Below are 17,107 nucleotides of genomic sequence, written 5' to 3'. Positions count from 1 at the left end.
CCGGCCATTTCCCACCGGCCTCACTGTGCGCAATGGTGTCCATCGAGCGTCACCTACCACTCGGGAGCCGGACACGGCCCGGAGTCACACCGGTACCGGTGCGCTCACGGCACCCGGCGTGACCCGACCCGGCCATGCGCGTGCCGTGTCCCTGCCCCCGACGAAGGGAAACTTCGTGAGTCGGCTGTGGAGCCGGTTCGGCGCCCGTACGGCCGCTGTCGCGCTGCTCTCCGTGGGCGTCGCCGGCGGCTTCTATCTGGGCGAGGATCGACAGACCCAGCAGCAGGGCCTGACCGCGCAGGTCGGCCTGAAGGTCGACCAGACGGAGTACGCGTACCAGCGCGACCGGCTGTCCGACCACCGCGTGGACTCGTCCCGGCAGCGTGCCGCCGAGTACCAGGCGAAGCTGCGTGCCGCCGCGGCGGCGAAGGAGGCCGCCGAGCGGGCCAAGAGGGCCGAGGCGGCCGCCGCCACCCGCAAGAAGGAGCGGGCCGCGGCCGAGGAGGAGGCGGAGGCGAAGGCCAAGCCGTACGACGGCCCGATCCCGTCCTCGTGCGCCGAGTACAGCGGCAACCGGAAGATCGGTTGCGCCATCATGCTCGACAAGGGCTTCGGCATCGACCAGTTCCCCTGTCTGGACAAGCTCTGGACCAAGGAGAGCGGCTGGAACCCGAAGGCCTCCAACAGCTCCTCCGGGGCGTACGGGATCCCGCAGGCGGTGCCGGGCAGCAAGATGGCCTCGGTCGCCGACGACTGGAAGACCAACCCGGCGACCCAGATCACCTGGGGTCTCGGCTACATCAAGGGCCGGTACGACACTCCCTGCGGCGCCTGGCAGAAGTCGCAGAGTTCGGGCTGGTACTGACATCACCACGACGGCGGGACACGCGGACAGACCCGGGTGTCCCGCCGTCGTCGTACCGCCGTCCGACTGGCGGCCTGCCGCATTTGCTGATAGCTCTTGGTAGGTGACCTGGCACGGCGGCCCCAGTGGCGACCCCTACCGGTTCGGCACCGACGCGTTCTATGCGGCGCTCGGCCGGGCCTTCGTCGCCATGTGCGCGGTGGTCCCGGTGCTGTTCCTCATCGAGGCGCTCGACGTCGGCCTTCGACTCGGCCTGGACTACACCGCCGGCATCATCCCGCAGCGGCTCCAGGGCCTGGACGGCGTCTTCTTCTCGCCGTTCCTGCACGCCGGCTGGAACCACCTCTACAGCAACAGCATCCCGCTGATCCTGCTCGGCACGTTCGTGCTCGCCGCGGGCACCCGCCGGTTCCTCTGGTCCACCGCCGTCATCATCCTGGTCAGCGGTCTGGGCGTCTGGTTCACCGGCTCACCCAACTCGGTGGTGGTCGGTGCCAGCGGCGTGATCTTCGGCTACCTCGGCATCCTGCTCACCCGGGGCGTGGTGGAGCGGAGCTGGTGGAACTTCGCCGTCGGCCTGCTAGTCGGGTTGCTCTACGGCTGGCAACTGCTCGGCATCCTGCCGACCGACGAGCGCATCTCCTGGCAGGGTCACCTGTTCGGGTTGCTCGGCGGCGTGGTCGCGGCGATCCTGTTCCGCCGCCGCAACGACACCGGCGAGTCCGACCGTCTCGGCTCACCGAGGATGACGCTGCCCTGACGGCGCGTTGATCGAACCGCGGGACGTCCTTGCCCGCGGCCACCTGCCCGCCTACCGTTTCCGCATCAGCACGGGGTGATCCCGAAGCGGAAAGTGACGGTACGCCATGCGCGAGGTCGATGTCGCCGTGATCGGGGCCGGTCCCGCCGGGCTCTTCGCCGCCTACTACGCCGGTTTCCGTGGACTCTCCGTGTCGGTGATCGACGCGCTGCCCGAGCCGGGCGGTCAGGTCACCGCGATGTACCCGGAGAAGCTGATCCTCGACGTCGCCGGCTTCCCCGCGATCAAGGGCCGCGAGCTGGTCACGAACCTGGTCGCGCAGGCCGCGCCGTTCCGTCCCGACTACCGGCTCGGCGTACGCGCGGAGAAGCTGTCCTACCTGGACGGCCGGCCGGTGCTCGGCCTCGCCGGCGGTGAGCAGCTCAGCTGCGGCGCGGTGCTGGTCACCGGTGGGCTCGGCAGCTTCACGCCCCGGCCGCTGCCGGTCGCGGAGAGCTTCACCGGCGGTGGGATCGTCTACTTCGTGCCGCAGCCCACCGAGTTGACCGACCGGCACGTGCTCATCGTCGGCGGCGGCGACTCGGCGTTCGACTGGGCGGCCACGCTCGCCCCGCTGGCCCGGTCGGTGACGCTTGTGCACCGGCGGGACCGCTTCCGGGCGCACGCGGCCACCATCGAGCGTGTCCGCGCGCTGCCGGTGCGGATCGTGGTCAACGCCGAGGTGAGCCGGCTCTACGGCGAGGAGACGGTCACCGGCGCCGAGCTGACCGTACGCGGCGGCGAGGTGGAGACGCTGCCGGTGGACACCGTGGTGGCCGCGCTCGGCTTCACCGCCGACCTCGGCCCGCTCGCCGAGTGGGGGCTGAACCTCGACCGCCGGCACATCGTGGTGGACAGCGCGATGGCCACCAACCTGCCCCGGGTGTTCGCGGCCGGGGACATCACCGAGTACCCGGGCAAGGTCCGCCTGATCGCCACCGGCTTCGGTGAGGCCGCCACCGCCGTCAACAACGCGGCTGTCGTCATCGACCCGACCGCGCACCTGTTCCCGGGTCACTCCTCCGACGGCACCTGACGCCGACCGGCGTCAGGGCAGGCCGACCAGGTCGGCCATCAGGCCGATCTGGTGGTCGAAGTACTCGTCGCGGTGCGGCAGCGCCCGGTTGATCCGGCCGAACAGCTCGAAGCTGATCAGCCCGAACAACTGGGTCCAGCCGGCCATGCCGCGGGCCAGCAGCGCGGGCGGCACGTCCATCCCGATCAGCTCGACCAGTTCGGCCACGTCGCCGCGCAGCGGCTCGGGTAGATCCTCGTCGGGCGGGGCGAGCCGGCCGGAGGCCAGGCCGTCGCGCAGGATGCCGACCAGGGTCACCGGAGGGCGCTGGGCCGGCACGACGGTGTCGTCCGGGGCCGCGTACCCGGGCACCGGGCTGCCGTAGAGCAGCGCGTACTCGGCGGGGTGGTCGAGCGCCCACACGCGGGCGGCCCGGCAGGCGGCGAGCCAGCGTCCGCGCAGGTCGGCCTGGTCGGCGGCGGCGTCGGCCGCCTCCACCGCGTCGCCGAGCGCGTCGTACGCCTCCAGGATCAGCGCGGTGAGCAGGTCGTCGCGGCTGGGGAAGTAGCGGTAGATCGCCGAGGAGACCATGCCGAGGTCGCGGGCGACCGCGCGCAGGGAGAGGTTCGCGCCGTCGGTGTCCAGGTGGCGGCGGGCGACCGTCTTGATCTCTTCGATCATCCCGGCGCGGACCCGGGCGCGGAGCGAGGGAGCGACCATGTCCCCACTCTGCCACGACGAGAGCAGCAATCAAAAGAGAGAGCACTGCTCTTGACTTGCGCCGCTTCCGTGAGTCATGCTCTGTTCCGAGAGCGGGGCTCTCGATTCGAATTACTGCTTCAGTGAAGGTGGACCTGTCATGGCACTGCACGTGATCGTCGGCGCCGGCCCCGTCGGCACCGCCACCGCCCGCCTCCTCGCCGAACGCGGCGAGCGGGTGCGGGTGGTCACCCGGCGCGGCACCGGCCCCGAGCACCCGGCGATCGAGCGGGTGGCCGCCGACGCCGCCGACGCGGACCGGCTCGCCGCGCTGACCGAGGGCGCGGACGCGCTCTACAACTGCGCCAACCCGCAGTACCACACGTGGCCGACGGACTGGCCGCCGCTGGCCGCCGCCCTGCTCACCGCCGCCGAGCGCAGCGGCGCCGTGCTCGCCACAGTCGGCAACCTCTACGGGTACGGCCCGGTCGACGCCCCGATGACCGAGGCGACCCCGCTCGCCGCCACCGGCGTCAAGGGCCGCGTCCGCAACCGGATGTGGGCCGACGCGCTGGCCGCCCACCGCGCCGGCCGGGCCCGGGTCACCGAGGTACGCGGCTCCGACTACATCGGCCTCGGCGGCACCTCGCTGCCCATGATGGTGCTGCCCAAGGTGCTCGCCGGGCACCGGGTGTTCCTGCCGGTCGCCTGGGACGCGCCGCACACCTGGACGTACGTGGGGGACGTGGCCCGTACCCTCGTCGCCGCCGCCACCGACCCGCGCGCCTGGGGACGGGCCTGGCACGTGCCCAGCGCGCGCCCGATGTCCATGCGGGCGCTCGCCGAGCGGGCGGCGAAGCGGGCCGGGGCGCCGGCGCCCCGGCTGACCCGGATGCCCTACCCGGTGCTCTGGCTCGGTGGTCTGGCCGACCCGTTCGCCCGGGAGATGCGGGAGACCGCGCACCAGTTCGCCGGGCCGTTCGTGATGGACTCCACCGCGGCCAGCGAGACGTTCGGGATCGAGGGGACGCCGCTGGACCGGGTCGTCGACGAGATGGTGACCGGCCTGCGCGCCGCCGCGCCCGCCGCCGCCCGCTAAGGGCGGCGGGTGGGGCCGAAGGCGGCGACGAGCACCGCGACCAGAGTCAGCGCCGCGCCGAGCAGCGTGTCCAGGCCGGGGTGCGAGGCGGCGGTGGGCAGCAGCAGGTCCAGCAGCACCGCGCCGACGATCTGCCCGGCGATCGTGGCCAGGCCGAGCAGCAGCACCCCGGTGAACCGGACGAGGGCGGCGGCCAGCGCGATGAACACGATCCCGAGCGGGCCGCCGAGATAGAGCCACGGCTCGTCCGGGAACGCGCCTGCCGGCCGTCCGCGTACCGCCAGGTCCACCGCGAAGGTCACGAGCAGCGCCACCGTGCCGACTGTGAAGTTCACGAGCGTGGCGGTCATGGCACTGCCCGCCGCCGCCCGGACCCGACCGTTGACCGCCTGCTGCCAGGCGATGCCCACCCCCGCCGCCAGTGGCAGCAGCGCCAGCGCAAGCGCGTGCGGGTCGCCGAGCCGGTCGCCCACCGCCAGCAGGACGGCGAGCACAGTGAGCACCGCGCCGATCAGCCGGTTCGGGGTGACCGGCTGCCGGCCGGCCGGGCCGATGCCGGCCCGGTCGACGAGCAGGCTGCTGCCGGACTGCCCGGCCACCACCGCGACGGTGAAGACCGCGACGCCGAGCGCGCCGATGGTCAGCCCCTGCGTCGCCACCAGGAACGCGCCGCAGACGCCGCCCAGGCATTGCCAGGGCCGCAGCGCGCCGGAGCGCAGCGCGCCGCGCAGGGCGGCCAGTCCCCGCCGGCCACCGGGGGTGGCGGGGACCAGCACCAGCAGGATCAGCAGGCCCACACCGAACGAGACCACCGCGGCGGCGATCCCGTCGGCCAGGCGTACGCCCAGCTCACCGTTGATCCGGGACTGCACGGCGACCATCACGCCCGAGGCGGTGGCCAACCCGACACCGGCGACACGTCGCCCGGTCGACAGCGTCTGCGGTGCCGGTGGTGCCGCCGTCCCGGTCCGGCTCACTCCTGCTCGGCCAGCGGGCGTCCGTCGAAGTCGACAGCCGAGTAGAGGGCGAGCTTCTCCAGGCGGTGGTACGAGTCGATCACCCGGATGGTGCCGCTCTTGGAGCGCATCACGATCGACTGGGTGTACGCGCCGCCGGAGCGGTAGCGCACGCCGCGCAGCAGGTCGCCGGAGGTGACACCGGTGGCCACGAAGAAGCAGTTGTCGCCGGTGACCAGGTCGTCGGTGAACAGCACCCGGTCCAGGTCGTGCCCGGCGTCCAGCGCCTTGCGACGCTCGTCGGAGTCCTTCGGCCAGAGCTTGGCCTGCATCATGCCGCCCATGCACTTGAGCGCGCACGCGGCGGTGATGCCCTCCGGGGTGCCGCCGATGCCCATCAGCACGTCCACGTCCGACTCGCCGCGGGCCGCCGCGATGGCGCCCGCGATGTCCCCGTCGGAGATGAGCCGGATCCCGGCACCGGTACGCCGGATCTGCTTGATCAGGTCGTCGTGGCGCGACCGGTCCAGCACGCACACGGTCACCTCGGCGGCGTCGGTGCCCTTGACCTTGGCGATCCGGTTGATGTTCTCGGCCACCCCGGCGTTGATGTCCACCACGTCGGCGTACATCGGGCCGACCGCCAGCTTCTCCATGTAGAAGACGGCGCTCGGGTCGAACATCGCGCCGCGCTCGGCGACCGCGAGCACCGCCAGCGCGTTCGGCATGCCCTTGCTCATCAGCGTGGTGCCGTCGATCGGGTCGACCGCCACGTCCACCTCGGGGCCGGTCCCGTCGCCGACCTCCTCGCCGTTGAACAGCATGGGGGCGTTGTCCTTCTCGCCCTCGCCGATCACCACGACGCCGCGCATCGGGATCGAGTTGATCAGCTTTCGCATGGCGTCGACTGCTGCGCCGTCGCCGCCTTCCTTGTCGCCCCGGCCGACCCAGCGGCCGGCGGCCATCGCCGCGGCCTCGGTGACCCGGACCAGATCGAGGGCGAGGTTGCGGTCGAGATCCTGGGGCGTCCGCGTCCTGGTGGTTGTCATGGCGGCCTCCTCGCGACGTTGCGGGGTGGGACCGGCGGCCACCGCCGCCGGTTTTGTCGCTGATCCTCACACGATCTCAGGTTCGCCGTCCCGGCGGGGCGGAGGAGGCCAGGATCACGTCACCCGGTGGGCTGCGACAATGGCCGGGTGGAAGCCGCACAGCCTGCCGACCGCACACCGACCGACGCCACCCCGCCGGAGGGCCAGCCGCCGGTCCGACCGGACGGCGCCCCGGCCCCGTCCGAGGGTCAGCCCGCGCTCGTCGCGGACCGGGGCGAGCCGGCCCCCGCGGTGGACACCCCCGCGCCGCCGGCGGGCAAGGAGAAGGCCCGCTCCGAGCGGTCGCCGAAGGACATGGCGCTGTCCCTGCTGATCCTGCTGGTCCCGATCGCGCTGCTGCTCGCCTTCTACCGGGGCTTCCTCGGCGGCGACTCGCCGGTCACAGTCGACCCGGCGCCCGCGCTGGAGCAGGCCCGCTCCGCGAACGCCTTCCCGGTCAGCGAGCCGACCGGGCTGGGCGACGACTGGCGTACGGTCAACGCCCGCTTCCGGACCGAGGCGGACGGCTCGACGCTGCGGATCGGGTACGTGACCCCGGAGGGCCGGGGCGCGCAGCTCGTGGAGAGCAACGTCCCGGCGGAGAAGCTGCTGCCGGCCGAGCTGACCGAGGGGCAGCCGCAGGGCGCGGCCGACCTGCCCGGCGGGCTGAGCTGGCAGCGCTACACGGCACGCGGCAACGAGCAGGCGCTCGTCCTGCTGGAGCCGAACCGTACGGTGATCGTTGTCGGTGACGCGGGGGAGACGGAGCTGCGCAAGCTCGCCACGTCGCTGCGCTGACGTCCTCCCTCCGGGTGACGCGGGATTGCGGAACCCCGCTTCCGGGAACAGAAGGGACATCGAGCCCGGACGACCCACCTGGAGAGGTTGACGTGAAGATTCGACGCTTCAGCGCCACCGCGTTCGCCGCGGCGCTGCTCATTCCCGGCCTGGCGGCCTGCAACGGCAACGGGACGACGTCCGACGCCTCCGCGACCCCGAGCGCCTCCGGCAGCGTCGCACCGAGCGCCACGGCGTCCAGCAGCGCGGCCAAGCAGGCTCTGCTCGACTCCACGAACGCGATCCGTGAGGGGAACTTCAAGTTCTCCATGACCGGCGCGGGCTCCACCGCCGAAGGGCAGGTGCACGAGCCGAGCCAGAGCGCCGACATGCGGATGACCATCGGCGACCCGTCGTCGGACCTGATGATGAAGCTGGACCTGATCCACGCCAAGCCGGACAGCTGGGTCAAGCTGGAACTCGGCGGCACCGCTGCGGCGCAGATCCCCGGCGTGAAGAACCTCAACACCGGCAAGTACCACCACCTCGACCAGAACCGGGTCAAGGGCAACCGGGCGCTGGGCTTCGACTTCGAGAAGCTCGACCCGGCCGGCAGCGCCGTGCTCACCCAGGGCATCACCGAGGTACGGCAGACCGGCGAGGGCGCGTACGAGGGCACCGTCGACGTGTCGAAGGCCGCCGAGGCGGGCTCGCTCGACCCGGCCGTGATCACCGCGCTCGGGGCGCAGGCCCAGTCGGTGCCGTTCACCGCCAAGGTCGACACCCAGGGCCGGCTCAGCGAGATGGTGCTCAAGATCCCGGCCGCCGGGCAGAGCGCCGCGCAGGACCTGAAGATCACCTACACCGACTACGGCAACGCGGCGCCGGCCCAGAAGCCCTCGGCCGACCAGGTCGTCGAGGCCCCCGCCGAGCTGTACAACCTGTTCAACTGAGGTCTGCGGTGGGGTTCGGCGATCGCGCCGAATCCCACCGTCACTCCTCGGCGCGCTGGCGGGCGGCGTCGATGCGGGCGCGGGCGCCGTCCAGCCAGCGCTGGCACACCCCGGCGAGCTGCTCGCCGCGCTCCCAGAGGGCGAGGGACTCCTCCAGCGAGGTGCCGCCCGCCTCCAGCTTCTCCACCACCGAGGCCAGCTCGGCGCGGGCCTGCTCGTAGCTGAGCTGTTCGTCCTGCTTCGTCCCGGTCATCGTCTCTCTTCCCTCAGCCGTCGACGGTGGCGGTCAGCTCGCCCTCGGCGAGGCGTACCCGCAGTGGATCGCCCTTGGCCACCTCGGAGGCCGCGCGGACGACGTGGCCGTCGACGCGCTGCACGATCGCGTAGCCGCGCTCCAGCGTGGCCGCCGGGGACAGCGCGCGCAGCCGGGCCAGCGTGTGCCGCAGGTCGTCGGTGGCGCCCCGCAGCCGGTGCTCCAAGGACCGGCCGGCGCGGTCGCGCAGCGCGGACACGTCCACCGCCCGCTGCTCGACCATCACCTGCGGCCGGGCCAGCACCGGGCGGGAGCGCAGCAGGTCGATCCGGTGCTGCTCCCGGTCGACCAGGTGACGCACCGCCCGTTCCAGCCGGGACCGGGCCTGGCCGATCAGCCGGGTCTCCTCGGTCAGATCCGGCACGACGCGCTTCGCCGCGTCGGTCGGGGTGGAGGCGCGCACGTCGGCCACGTAGTCGAGCAGCGGCGCGTCCGTCTCGTGGCCGATCGCGCTGACCACCGGCGTGCGGCAGGCGAAGACCGCCCGGCACAGCGCCTCGTCGGAGAAGGGAAGCAGATCCTCGATGCCCCCGCCGCCCCGGGCGATGACGATCACGTCGACGGCCGGGTCGACGTCGAGCACCTTGAGCGCCCCGACGATGTCCGGCACCGCGCTCGGCCCCTGCACCGCCACGTTGATCGTGCGGAAGTCGACGGCGGGCCAGCGGCGGCGGGCGTTGGTCAGCACGTCCCGCTCGGCCGCCGAGGCTCGGCCGGTGATCAGGCCCACCCGGCCCGGCAGGAACGGCAGCCGCCGCTTGCGGGACCGGTCGAACAGGCCCTCGGCGGCGAGCAGCTTCTTGAGCTTCTCCAGCCGGGCCAGCAGCTCACCGAGGCCGACCTGGCGGATCTCGTCGGCCCGCAGGCTGAGCGTGCCCCGCGCGGCGTAGAACTCGGGTTTGGCGTGCAGCACCACCCGGGCGCCCTCGCGCAGCTCCGGCGCGCCCGCGTCCAGCACGTCGCGGTTGGTGGTGACGGTCAGGCTGAGATCGGCCGACGGGTCGCGCAACGTGAGGAAGACGGTGCTCGCGCCGGGGCGGCGGCTGATCTGCGCCACCTGGCCGTCGACCCAGACCCAGCCCAGGCGGGCGATCCAGGCGCCCACCTTCTGGCTGACCACCCGGACCGGCCACGGCTCCTCGGCCGTGCTGCGCCCGTCCGACCTGCTCTGCCCGTCCGACCTGCTCTGCCCGTCCGACCTGCTCTGCCCGTCAGACGTGCTCCGCCCCTCCTCGCCCGCGCTCACCCGCCCACCCTACGGCCCGGGACCGACAGCACCCGCGTGCGCCTCGCGGCCGCTGCCGCGCGGGAGGGCGGCACGTACGATGGGCGGGTGACTGACGCTGAGACGACTCCCCGGACCGGCAAGCGCGTGCTCCTGGCCAACCCCCGCGGCTACTGCGCGGGTGTGGACCGGGCGGTGCAGACCGTCGAGGAGGCGCTGAAGCTCTACGGCGCGCCGATCTACGTGCGCAAGCAGATCGTGCACAACAAGCACGTGGTGCGCACGTTGGAGGCCCAGGGCGCGATCTTCGTGGAGGAGAACGAGGAGGTGCCGGAGGGCGCCACGGTCATCTTCTCCGCCCACGGCGTGGCCCCCGAGGTCTACGAGCAGGCCAAGCAGCGCTCGCTGCGGGCGATCGACGCCACCTGCCCGCTGGTCACGAAGGTGCACCACGAGGCCCGGCGGTTCGCCGCGCAGGACTACGACATCCTGCTCATCGGGCACGAGGGGCACGAGGAGGTCATCGGCACCGCCGGTGAGGCCCCCGCCCACATCCAGCTCGTCGACGGCCCGGACGGCGTCGACAAGGTCACCGTGCGCGACCCGGAGAAGGTGGTCTGGCTGTCCCAGACCACGCTGTCGGTGGACGAGACGCTGGAGACGGTGGCCCGGCTCAAGAAGCGGCTGCCGCTGCTCCAGTCGCCGCCCAGCGACGACATCTGCTACGCCACCTCCAACCGCCAGCACGTGGTCAAGGAGATCGCCCCCGCGTGCGACGTGGTGATCGTGGTCGGCTCGCGCAACTCCTCGAACTCGGTCCGGCTGGTCGAGGTGGCGCTCGACGCCGGGGCCCGCGCCGGCTACCTGGTCGACTTCGCGCACGAGATCGAGGACGCCTGGCTGACCGGCGCCCGGACGGTGGGTGTGACCTCCGGCGCGAGCGTGCCCGACGAGCTGGTCCAGCAGGTGCTCGCGCACCTGGCCGAGCGCGGTTTCGGCGACGTGGAGGAGATCACCACCGCGGACGAGCGCCTGACGTTCTCGCTGCCGCAGGAGCTCAAGCGCGACATGAAGGCCGCCGCCGCGGCCCGCGGCTGACCGGGAACGGATCGGCCGCCCGCCGCGTCCAACCGACCATGAAGACTCCTCGTACGGTGCTCGTCGCACTGCTCGCCGGCCTCGCGCTGACCGCCTGCGCCGCGCCCGGCGACGGGTCCGCCGACTCCAGCCCGAACCCGAGCCCGAGTACGACGGGAGCCGCCCCCGTGACCAGCCAGCCCGACCCCGGCACCAGCCCGAGCCGCCCGGACCCGTCCTGGAAGGGTGGCCCGTCGACCCCACCGGGGGTCGGCGGCACCGTCCTCAGCGGCACCGTGCAGGCCGGCGTCGAGCCGAACTGCCTGCTGCTCGACGGCCACCTGCTCGTCGGCGGGCCGCGCGACGTGCTCAAGGCCGGTGCCAAGGTCGAGGTCACCGGCCGTCCCGAGCCGGGCATGATGACCACCTGCCAGCAGGGCACCCCGTTCGTGGTCGAGTCCGCCCGCCCCGCCTGACGACACGAAGGAGCCCCGCCCCCTACGAGAGGGGACGGGGCTCCTTCGTGTCAGCGGATCAGTCGACCGAGACGACCTCCACCGAACCGCGGCCGACGACCGCGCCCTCGGTGGTGGTGACGGCCATGTCGCCGTACAGCTCCCGGCCGGCGGCCGGGGTGGACAGGGCGGTCACCGCACCGGTGAGGGTGGCGGTGGCGCCGTTGGCCAGGGACAGCGGCGTGGACGGGGCGGAGAGCGTGCCCAGCGCCGGGGACGCGAACGAGTCCCGGTAGTCGTACGCGGTGCTCGGGTCGCTCATCGAGTAACCGTCGACCACGACCCGGTAGGTGCCGGGCGCCGGGTTGGTCAGCGTGACGGCCTCCTCCGAGTCACCGTCGGCTGCCTGCCCCACCTGGGTGGTGCCGCGGAACACCGTCAGGTCCAGGTCGGCGCTCAGGTCGGACGGGTTGCCGATCCGGGCGGTGAACGAGGTGGCGCCCGCGGGCACCTCCACCACGTACTCCTGGCTGGCGCCCTCGGTGATGCTCGGCCGCTCGGTCCGGACGCTGGCCAGCGGGCCGCCGACGCCGGTCACCTGGACCGGGCCGAAGGTGTTGGTCAGGCTCCAGCTCACCGGGGACGGGGTGCCGGCGGTGACCGACGGGAGCTGGACGACGGCCGGCTCCACCTTGACGCCCTGCACGCGGGCCTGGAGCCGGAACGGGTTGTCCAGCGCCGGCGAGGTGCGACGCGCCTCCACCTCGATCTCCCACACGCCCGGCAGCGGGTTCTGGTAGTCCCGCTCCTGCGGCTTGCAGACCGCGGCGTCGGAGAAGTTGGTGTAGCAGGCGGTGCTGGCGGTGCTCTCGACCGGCACGCCGTACGGGTTGATGGCGATGAACCGGGTCTGCGAGCCGGTCGCGATGCCGGACAGGTTGACCTGGAGCGCGCCCGCACCCGGCGGGACGGTCACGAAGTACGACCGGAAGCCGTTGCGCTCGACCGAGCCGTCGGCCGAGAACGAGAACGCCGGAGCGGCGACCGGGTTCGAGGCGATCACGACGGTGGCGACCTCGAAGTCGACGACGGAGGTGGCCGGGTCGTCGACGGTCATGATGGCGCCGTGCGCGCCGGCGGTCATCGGCTTGGCCTTCACCTTGACGGTGACGGTCTTGTTCAGCGGCAGCCAGACCACCTTGGGGGCGCTGTAGGTGCCGTCGTTGCCGCGGAAGGCGACCTCGTGCTTGACGCCCTTGTTCGGGCCGCTGGTACGGGTCAGCTTCACCTCGTAGTGGCGGCTCTCCTTGACCTTCTGGCCACCACGGTCGGCGGCGCAGCGGTTGTAGAGGCCGGTGCCGACGTTCGGGTTCGGCACGAACGTGCCGGAGGCCCGGTCGTAGCGGGTCAGGTTCGGCGACAGCTCGGTGCAGACCGGTGCCTCGGAGGTGTAGGTGCGGGTCTGCACGCCCTTGGCGAGCAGGCTCCACGCGCCCGGCACGTTGAACATGCCGTAGCCCTGCGCGTACGTCGGGACGCCGGTGATCGGCTGGCCCGAGGTGTAGACGGCCCGGCGCAGCGCGGCCGGGGTGACGCCCTTGCCGGTCGCCTTGGCGGCCGACAGCAGCAGCGCGGCGGCGCCGGTGGCCTGCGGGGCGGCCATCGAGGTGCCGTTGAGCATCTGGTAGCCCGGGGGCAGCGGGTAGCCCGCCTCCGGCACCGGGTTGCCCGCCTGCCAGGTCGGCGCGGTGGAGATGGCCGAGCCGGGGGCGGTGATGTTCGGCTTGAAGCCGCCGTCCTCACGCGGGCCGCGCGAGGAGAAGTTGAACAGCGCGTTGTCCTTGCGGACCACCGAACCGTAGTTGGCCAGCCAGGTGTCCTTGCTGACGCTCGCCGCGACGCTCACCACGTCGGTGGCGACCGACGGGTCACCGACCGTGTTCACGCCCGGACCGGAGTTGCCGGCCGAGATGAACAGCTGCACACCGTAGGTGTTGATCAGGTCGTTGTAGAGGACCGCGCGGGCGTTCGAGCCGTCGTTGAGCGCGGGCAGACCGCCGATCGACATGTTCACCACGTCGACCTTGCGGTTGATCACCAGGTCGGCCATGCCGGTGGTGAGTGCCGCCGCGGTGCAGCCGCCACCCCACGAGCAGGCGCGGGCGGAGACCAGCTTGGCGCCCGGGGCGGCGCCGTCGAAGGCGCTGTTACCCAGCATGTCGTTGGCGGCGGTGATGCCGGCGACGTGGGTGCCGTGGGTGCTCTCGATGATGCCGATGTTGACGTAGTCGACCAGACCGGGGCCGCCGACCGGGGCGGTGTTCACGTTGCGCCGGTACTCGACGACGAACGGGATCTGCTCGCGTACCGCGGTGGCGGGGTTGTCGGTGCCGAAGCGGCCGACCTGGAACCGCTCCTTGTACGGCCGCATCACCTCGTCGTCGGTGAAGTCGTTGTTCTGGTTCGCGTCGACGCGCACGTCACCGTTGGCGGGGTTGTAGAGCACGCCCCAGAAGTCGGTGGTGTCGCCGTCGCGGTTGAGGTCACCGCGCGCGTCGCTGTTCGCGGTGATGTTTTCGCGGAAGACGTTGAACCGGTAGCTGCCGGCCGGTGCGGTCCACGTGCCGAGCGAGGTGGTGAACGCCGGGCCACTGACCTCGGTCAGCATCGGCCGCCAGGAGGCGTCCTCCAGCGGGTCGGTGGCGGTGACCCAGTCGACGATCTTGCGCTCGCCGGTGGTGGTCGTCTGGAGTGCCGGCTGGTCGAGGTCCACACCGGAGTCCATGATGCCGATGGTGACGCCGCGGCCGTCCCACTCCGGGTGCGCGGCCTTGAAGGCCTCCGCGCCGGTCTCGTTGGTCGGCATGTACGGGTTCACCGCACCGGTGTCACCGCCCGGCCCGGCCAGCGCCTGAGCCTGGGTGGCGGACTTGGCGCCCTTCGGTGCCGCCTCGGGCGCCGGGTCGGGGAGCTTGATGGTCTCGTCCAGGTCGACGGCGGCGACACCGGGCAGCGTGGCGGCCTTGAGCGCCTTCGCGGTGGGGACCTTCGCCAGCACGTAGCCGATCTGGTCGTACCGCTGGCTGACGGTGGCGCCGAGGCCGGTCAGGCCGTCGACGACCTTCTCGGCCGAGCCCTTCTTCGCCGCGATGATCATCGTGACGGTCGGCGCGTTCTTCGCCTCGGCCTCGTCGAGCAGCTTGGCGTCGTGTGCGCCCAGTGCCTTGGCGGCGGCCGGCAGCGAGGGGTCGGCGGCGGGGGCGGCGCTCGCGGTACCGGCGCCACCTCCCACGGTCAGGGCGCCGGCCGCGAGGACCGAGGCCAGAAGCGCGGCGGACGGTCGCCGGCTGCGCGTGCGGGGTTTACTCAACGTTCTCTTCCTCCAGAGAACAGGGCCCTCGAGGGGCAGGGCACGTGTGACGGTGATCCTGCGTGTCACGACGACATGTGTCACTACCCGGCCTCGGTTTGTGATCAGTCCGTGACACGGATCGGTCTACGTCACCGCGCGTGCCGTGTTAGGCGTCGACGTCCGTCGACCTTTCGGCCGATGTGGACGGCGTGCCCAGCAACTCGGGTGCCTGCGGCTGCCTCGGCGCCAGCTCGACCTGCGCCGGCGCGGCCAGCTCGTCGTCGGAGACGCCCAGCTCGGCCAGCTTGCGGGCGCTGACGAGCACCCGCGCCTCCAGCGACCCCACCGCCCGGTTGTACGCCGTCACCGCACCGCTCAGCGAACTGCCGAGCTTGCCCACGTGGTCGCCCAGTGTGGACAGCCGCCCGTACAGCTCGCGGGCCAGCGAGTGGACGGTGGCGGCGTTACGCGCCAGCGCCTCCTGCCGCCACGAGTAGGCGACGGTGCGCAGCAGCGCCACCAGCGTGGCCGGCGTGGCGAGCACCACGTTGCGGGCGAACGCGTGCTCCAGCAGGGACGGGTCGCGTTGCAGTGCCACGTCGAGGAACGGGTCCGCCGGCACGAACAGCACCACGAACTCGGGCGTCTGGTCGAACGCCGACCAGTAGGACTTGGCCGCCAGGCCGTCCACGTGCGCGCGCAGGTGCCGGGCGTGCGCGTCCAGGTGGGTGTCGCGCCCCCGCTCGTCGCGCGCCTCCATCGCGGTCAGGTACGCGTCGAACGGCGCCTTCGCGTCCACCACCACCGTCCGGCCGCCGTGCAGCCGCACCACCAGGTCGGGGCGTACCCCCTGGTGGTCGGTCGCGGCGGTGACCTGCTCGCTGAAGTCGCAGTGTTCGAGCATGCCTGCGGCCTCGACGATCCGGCGGAGCTGGTGCTCGCCCCAGCGGCCCCGCACCTGCGGCGCGCGCAGCGCGGCGACCAGCTGCTTGGTCTCGGTGCGCAGCTCGCCGGAGACGGCGCTCATGGACCGCACCTGCTCGCGCAGTTCGGCGTACGCGTCGACGCGGTCCCGCTCCAGCTCCGCCACCCGCTGCTCGTAGCGGTGCAGCGTGTCGTGCAGCGGCGCGACCGCGCGGGCCACCGCCTCCTGGGACTGCGCCGTCGCCTCGTAGCTGAGCGCCCGCATGGACTGCTCCAGCCGGCCCTCGCCGGCCTGGGTGGCGGCGAGTGTCGCCTCCAGGCGGGCGATGTCGGCCGCCGCGCGCGCCCGCGCGGCCAGCCAGCCCACCGCGCCGCCCGCGGCGAGGCAGAGCACCACCACGGCCAGCGTCGCAAAGCTCATGGCCAAGAGCTTGCCAAACGGGTACGACGAGCGCCCGGTGGGTACGTTCGAGTCATGGAGTTCGCGTTGTGGCTGGTCCTGATCCTGCTGCTCGGAGGTGCGTTCGTGTTCTGGCGGAGGGGGAGCAGATCGCGCCGGGCGAACGAGCTGGCCGACGCCCGCGCCGAGGCGCAGCGCTGGTACGAGCGGCTCGGCGGCCAGCTGATGAACCTGCACGGCGACGCTCCGGCGGTCCGGCAGGCGCTCGCCGACGCCGGTGAGCGGTACAACGCGGCCGGTTCGCAGCTGGAGCAGGCGACCACGCCGCGCCAGTTCGGGCTGGCCCGGGAGACCGCGCTGGAGGGGCTGGCGTACATCCGGGCGGCGCGGACCGCGATGGGCATCGACCCGGGCCCGGAGCTGCCGCCGCTCGCCGCTGCCCAGGGCGCCGGCGCGCTCACCAAGGAGCGCCAGGTCGACGTGCAGGGGCAGACGTTCCGGGCCGGCCCGCAGCCGGGGAACGCGACGCCCTACTACTACCCGGGTGGCCGGTTCCAGGGGCGGCCGGTGCCGGCCGGCTGGTACTCCACGCCGTGGTGGAAGACCGCGCTCGGCGCAGGCGTCGGTGTGGTCGGCGGTCTCCTGATCGCGGACGCGCTGTTCTCACCCGCGTTCGCCGACCCCGGGTACGACGCCGGCTACCAGGAGGGCTTCGGCGACGGCCAGGACTTCGGCGACCAGGGCGGCGACATGGGCGGCGGCGACACGGGCGGCGGTGGCGACTTCGGCGGCGGCGGCGACTACGGCGGCGGCGACTTCGGTGGCTTCGGCGGCGGGGACTTCGGTGGTGACTTCGGCGGCGGCGACTTCTAGGCGACGCCGCCGCGTCAGGCGCCGCGCGCCAGGCGCCCGCGCGTCGGGCACCGCTCGCGTCGGGCACCGCTCGCGTCGGGCACCGCTCGCGTCGGGCACCGCTCGCGTCGGGCGCCGCTCGCGGCGCGCCGGGCGCAGGCGTTAAGTGAGTGTTTGAGATTTGGGGTGTGGCGGCGTGTCGGGTTGAGGTGAGGGAAGGCCCTCGGTAGGTCCGGTGGTGTCGAGCCAACCGTTTCC

Annotated in this window: 16 protein-coding genes; 9 read left to right on the top strand and 7 right to left on the bottom strand. The window is 72.8% G+C overall.

Features of this window, described 5'->3' with window-relative positions:
* Positions 1-175: 175 nt before the first annotated feature.
* From FB455_RS18865 to FB455_RS18855, 3 genes are all read left to right on the top strand, one after another.
* Positions 176-865, top strand: a complete 690-nt coding sequence (locus tag FB455_RS18865; RefSeq protein ID WP_174361695.1) for an aggregation-promoting factor C-terminal-like domain-containing protein — start codon at positions 176-178, stop codon at positions 863-865.
* Between the two features lie 103 nt (positions 866-968).
* Entirely contained in the window at positions 969-1,625 is a 657-nt protein-coding gene (locus tag FB455_RS18860) for a rhomboid family intramembrane serine protease (protein ID WP_013284068.1), read from the top strand.
* A gap of 106 nt (positions 1,626-1,731) precedes the next feature.
* On the top strand, positions 1,732-2,700 hold the full coding sequence (locus tag FB455_RS18855; RefSeq protein ID WP_013284069.1) for an NAD(P)/FAD-dependent oxidoreductase: 969 nt from the start codon (positions 1,732-1,734) through the stop codon (positions 2,698-2,700).
* Positions 2,701-2,712: 12 nt separating this feature from the next.
* On the opposite strand, the gene FB455_RS18850 is transcribed toward FB455_RS18855, so the two are convergent.
* Complete coding sequence (locus tag FB455_RS18850) at positions 2,713-3,399, bottom strand: TetR/AcrR family transcriptional regulator (RefSeq protein ID WP_013284070.1); 687 nt, start codon at positions 3,397-3,399, stop codon at positions 2,713-2,715.
* 139 nt (positions 3,400-3,538) lie between these two features.
* Here FB455_RS18850 and FB455_RS18845 point away from each other — a divergent pair, with 139 nt between their 5' ends.
* The gene (locus FB455_RS18845; protein WP_013284071.1) at positions 3,539-4,477 is read left to right on the top strand and encodes an NAD-dependent epimerase/dehydratase family protein; all 939 of its coding nucleotides are present in this window, start codon (positions 3,539-3,541) and stop codon (positions 4,475-4,477) included.
* On the opposite strand, the gene FB455_RS18840 is transcribed toward FB455_RS18845, so the two are convergent.
* Positions 4,474-5,454: a DMT family transporter gene (locus tag FB455_RS18840; RefSeq protein WP_013284072.1), complete on the bottom strand. Its 981-nt coding sequence runs from the start codon at positions 5,452-5,454 to the stop codon at positions 4,474-4,476. The genes FB455_RS18845 and FB455_RS18840 overlap by 4 nt on opposite strands.
* The gene (gene glpX / locus FB455_RS18835) at positions 5,451-6,482 is read right to left on the bottom strand and encodes a class II fructose-bisphosphatase (RefSeq protein WP_013284073.1); all 1,032 of its coding nucleotides are present in this window, start codon (positions 6,480-6,482) and stop codon (positions 5,451-5,453) included. The genes FB455_RS18840 and glpX overlap by 4 nt, the downstream gene beginning before the upstream one ends.
* A gap of 147 nt (positions 6,483-6,629) precedes the next feature.
* Here glpX and FB455_RS18830 point away from each other — a divergent pair, with 147 nt between their 5' ends.
* A complete protein-coding gene (locus FB455_RS18830; protein WP_030270737.1) occupies positions 6,630-7,319 on the top strand; it encodes a DUF4245 domain-containing protein in 690 nt (229 codons plus the stop codon).
* 92 nt (positions 7,320-7,411) lie between these two features.
* Complete coding sequence (locus tag FB455_RS18825; protein WP_013284075.1) at positions 7,412-8,251, top strand: hypothetical protein; 840 nt, start codon at positions 7,412-7,414, stop codon at positions 8,249-8,251.
* Positions 8,252-8,291: 40 nt separating this feature from the next.
* Here the strand turns inward: FB455_RS18825 and FB455_RS18820 are convergent, their stop codons facing one another.
* Both FB455_RS18820 and xseA read right to left on the bottom strand, forming a co-directional pair.
* Positions 8,292-8,504: an exodeoxyribonuclease VII small subunit gene (locus FB455_RS18820; RefSeq protein WP_013284076.1), complete on the bottom strand. Its 213-nt coding sequence runs from the start codon at positions 8,502-8,504 to the stop codon at positions 8,292-8,294.
* Between the two features lie 13 nt (positions 8,505-8,517).
* Positions 8,518-9,684: an exodeoxyribonuclease VII large subunit gene (gene xseA / locus FB455_RS18815; protein ID WP_041798801.1), complete on the bottom strand. Its 1,167-nt coding sequence runs from the start codon at positions 9,682-9,684 to the stop codon at positions 8,518-8,520.
* A 213-nt stretch (positions 9,685-9,897) separates the two neighbouring features.
* On the opposite strand from xseA, the gene FB455_RS18810 reads away from it, so the two are divergent.
* Together FB455_RS18810 and FB455_RS18805 are read left to right on the top strand one after the other, a co-directional pair.
* A complete protein-coding gene (locus FB455_RS18810; RefSeq protein ID WP_041799174.1) occupies positions 9,898-10,887 on the top strand; it encodes a 4-hydroxy-3-methylbut-2-enyl diphosphate reductase in 990 nt (329 codons plus the stop codon).
* 38 nt (positions 10,888-10,925) lie between these two features.
* Positions 10,926-11,342 carry a hypothetical protein gene (locus FB455_RS18805; protein WP_013284079.1) on the top strand — a complete coding sequence of 139 codons (417 nt, stop codon included), beginning with the start codon at positions 10,926-10,928 and terminating at the stop codon, positions 11,340-11,342.
* Positions 11,343-11,400: 58 nt separating this feature from the next.
* Here FB455_RS18805 and FB455_RS18800 read toward each other — a convergent pair whose 3' ends face one another.
* Positions 11,401-14,691, bottom strand: a complete 3,291-nt coding sequence (locus tag FB455_RS18800; protein WP_145754354.1) for a S8 family serine peptidase — start codon at positions 14,689-14,691, stop codon at positions 11,401-11,403.
* 148 nt (positions 14,692-14,839) lie between these two features.
* Positions 14,840-16,018, bottom strand: a complete 1,179-nt coding sequence (locus FB455_RS18795) for a DNA recombination protein RmuC (RefSeq protein WP_145754351.1) — start codon at positions 16,016-16,018, stop codon at positions 14,840-14,842.
* A gap of 54 nt (positions 16,019-16,072) precedes the next feature.
* Between FB455_RS18795 and FB455_RS18790 the strand changes: the two genes are divergently transcribed.
* Positions 16,073-16,870: a hypothetical protein gene (locus FB455_RS18790; RefSeq protein ID WP_145754349.1), complete on the top strand. Its 798-nt coding sequence runs from the start codon at positions 16,073-16,075 to the stop codon at positions 16,868-16,870.
* Positions 16,871-17,107: the final 237 nt, after the last annotated feature.

The organism is Micromonospora sp. CNZ296 (genome assembly GCF_007827635.1).
The sequence above is the reverse complement of the archived record's forward strand: the minus strand, read 5'-3'. Positions and strand labels throughout refer to the sequence as shown.

Bases quoted from the DNA above. Each gene is read 5' to 3' on its own strand.
- FB455_RS18790 (WP_145754349.1), top strand. From the start codon at position 16,073: ATGGAGTTCGCGTTGTGGCTGGTCCTGATCCTGCTGCTCGGAGGTGCG.
- FB455_RS18855 (WP_013284069.1), top strand. From the start codon at position 1,732: ATGCGCGAGGTCGATGTCGCCGTGATCGGGGCCGGTCCCGCCGGGCTC.
- FB455_RS18805 (WP_013284079.1), top strand. From the start codon at position 10,926: ATGAAGACTCCTCGTACGGTGCTCGTCGCACTGCTCGCCGGCCTCGCG.
- FB455_RS18845 (WP_013284071.1), top strand. From the start codon at position 3,539: ATGGCACTGCACGTGATCGTCGGCGCCGGCCCCGTCGGCACCGCCACC.
- glpX (WP_013284073.1), bottom strand. From the start codon at position 6,482: ATGACAACCACCAGGACGCGGACGCCCCAGGATCTCGACCGCAACCTC.
- FB455_RS18850 (WP_013284070.1), bottom strand. From the start codon at position 3,399: ATGGTCGCTCCCTCGCTCCGCGCCCGGGTCCGCGCCGGGATGATCGAA.
- FB455_RS18795 (WP_145754351.1), bottom strand. From the start codon at position 16,018: ATGAGCTTTGCGACGCTGGCCGTGGTGGTGCTCTGCCTCGCCGCGGGC.
- FB455_RS18820 (WP_013284076.1), bottom strand. From the start codon at position 8,504: ATGACCGGGACGAAGCAGGACGAACAGCTCAGCTACGAGCAGGCCCGC.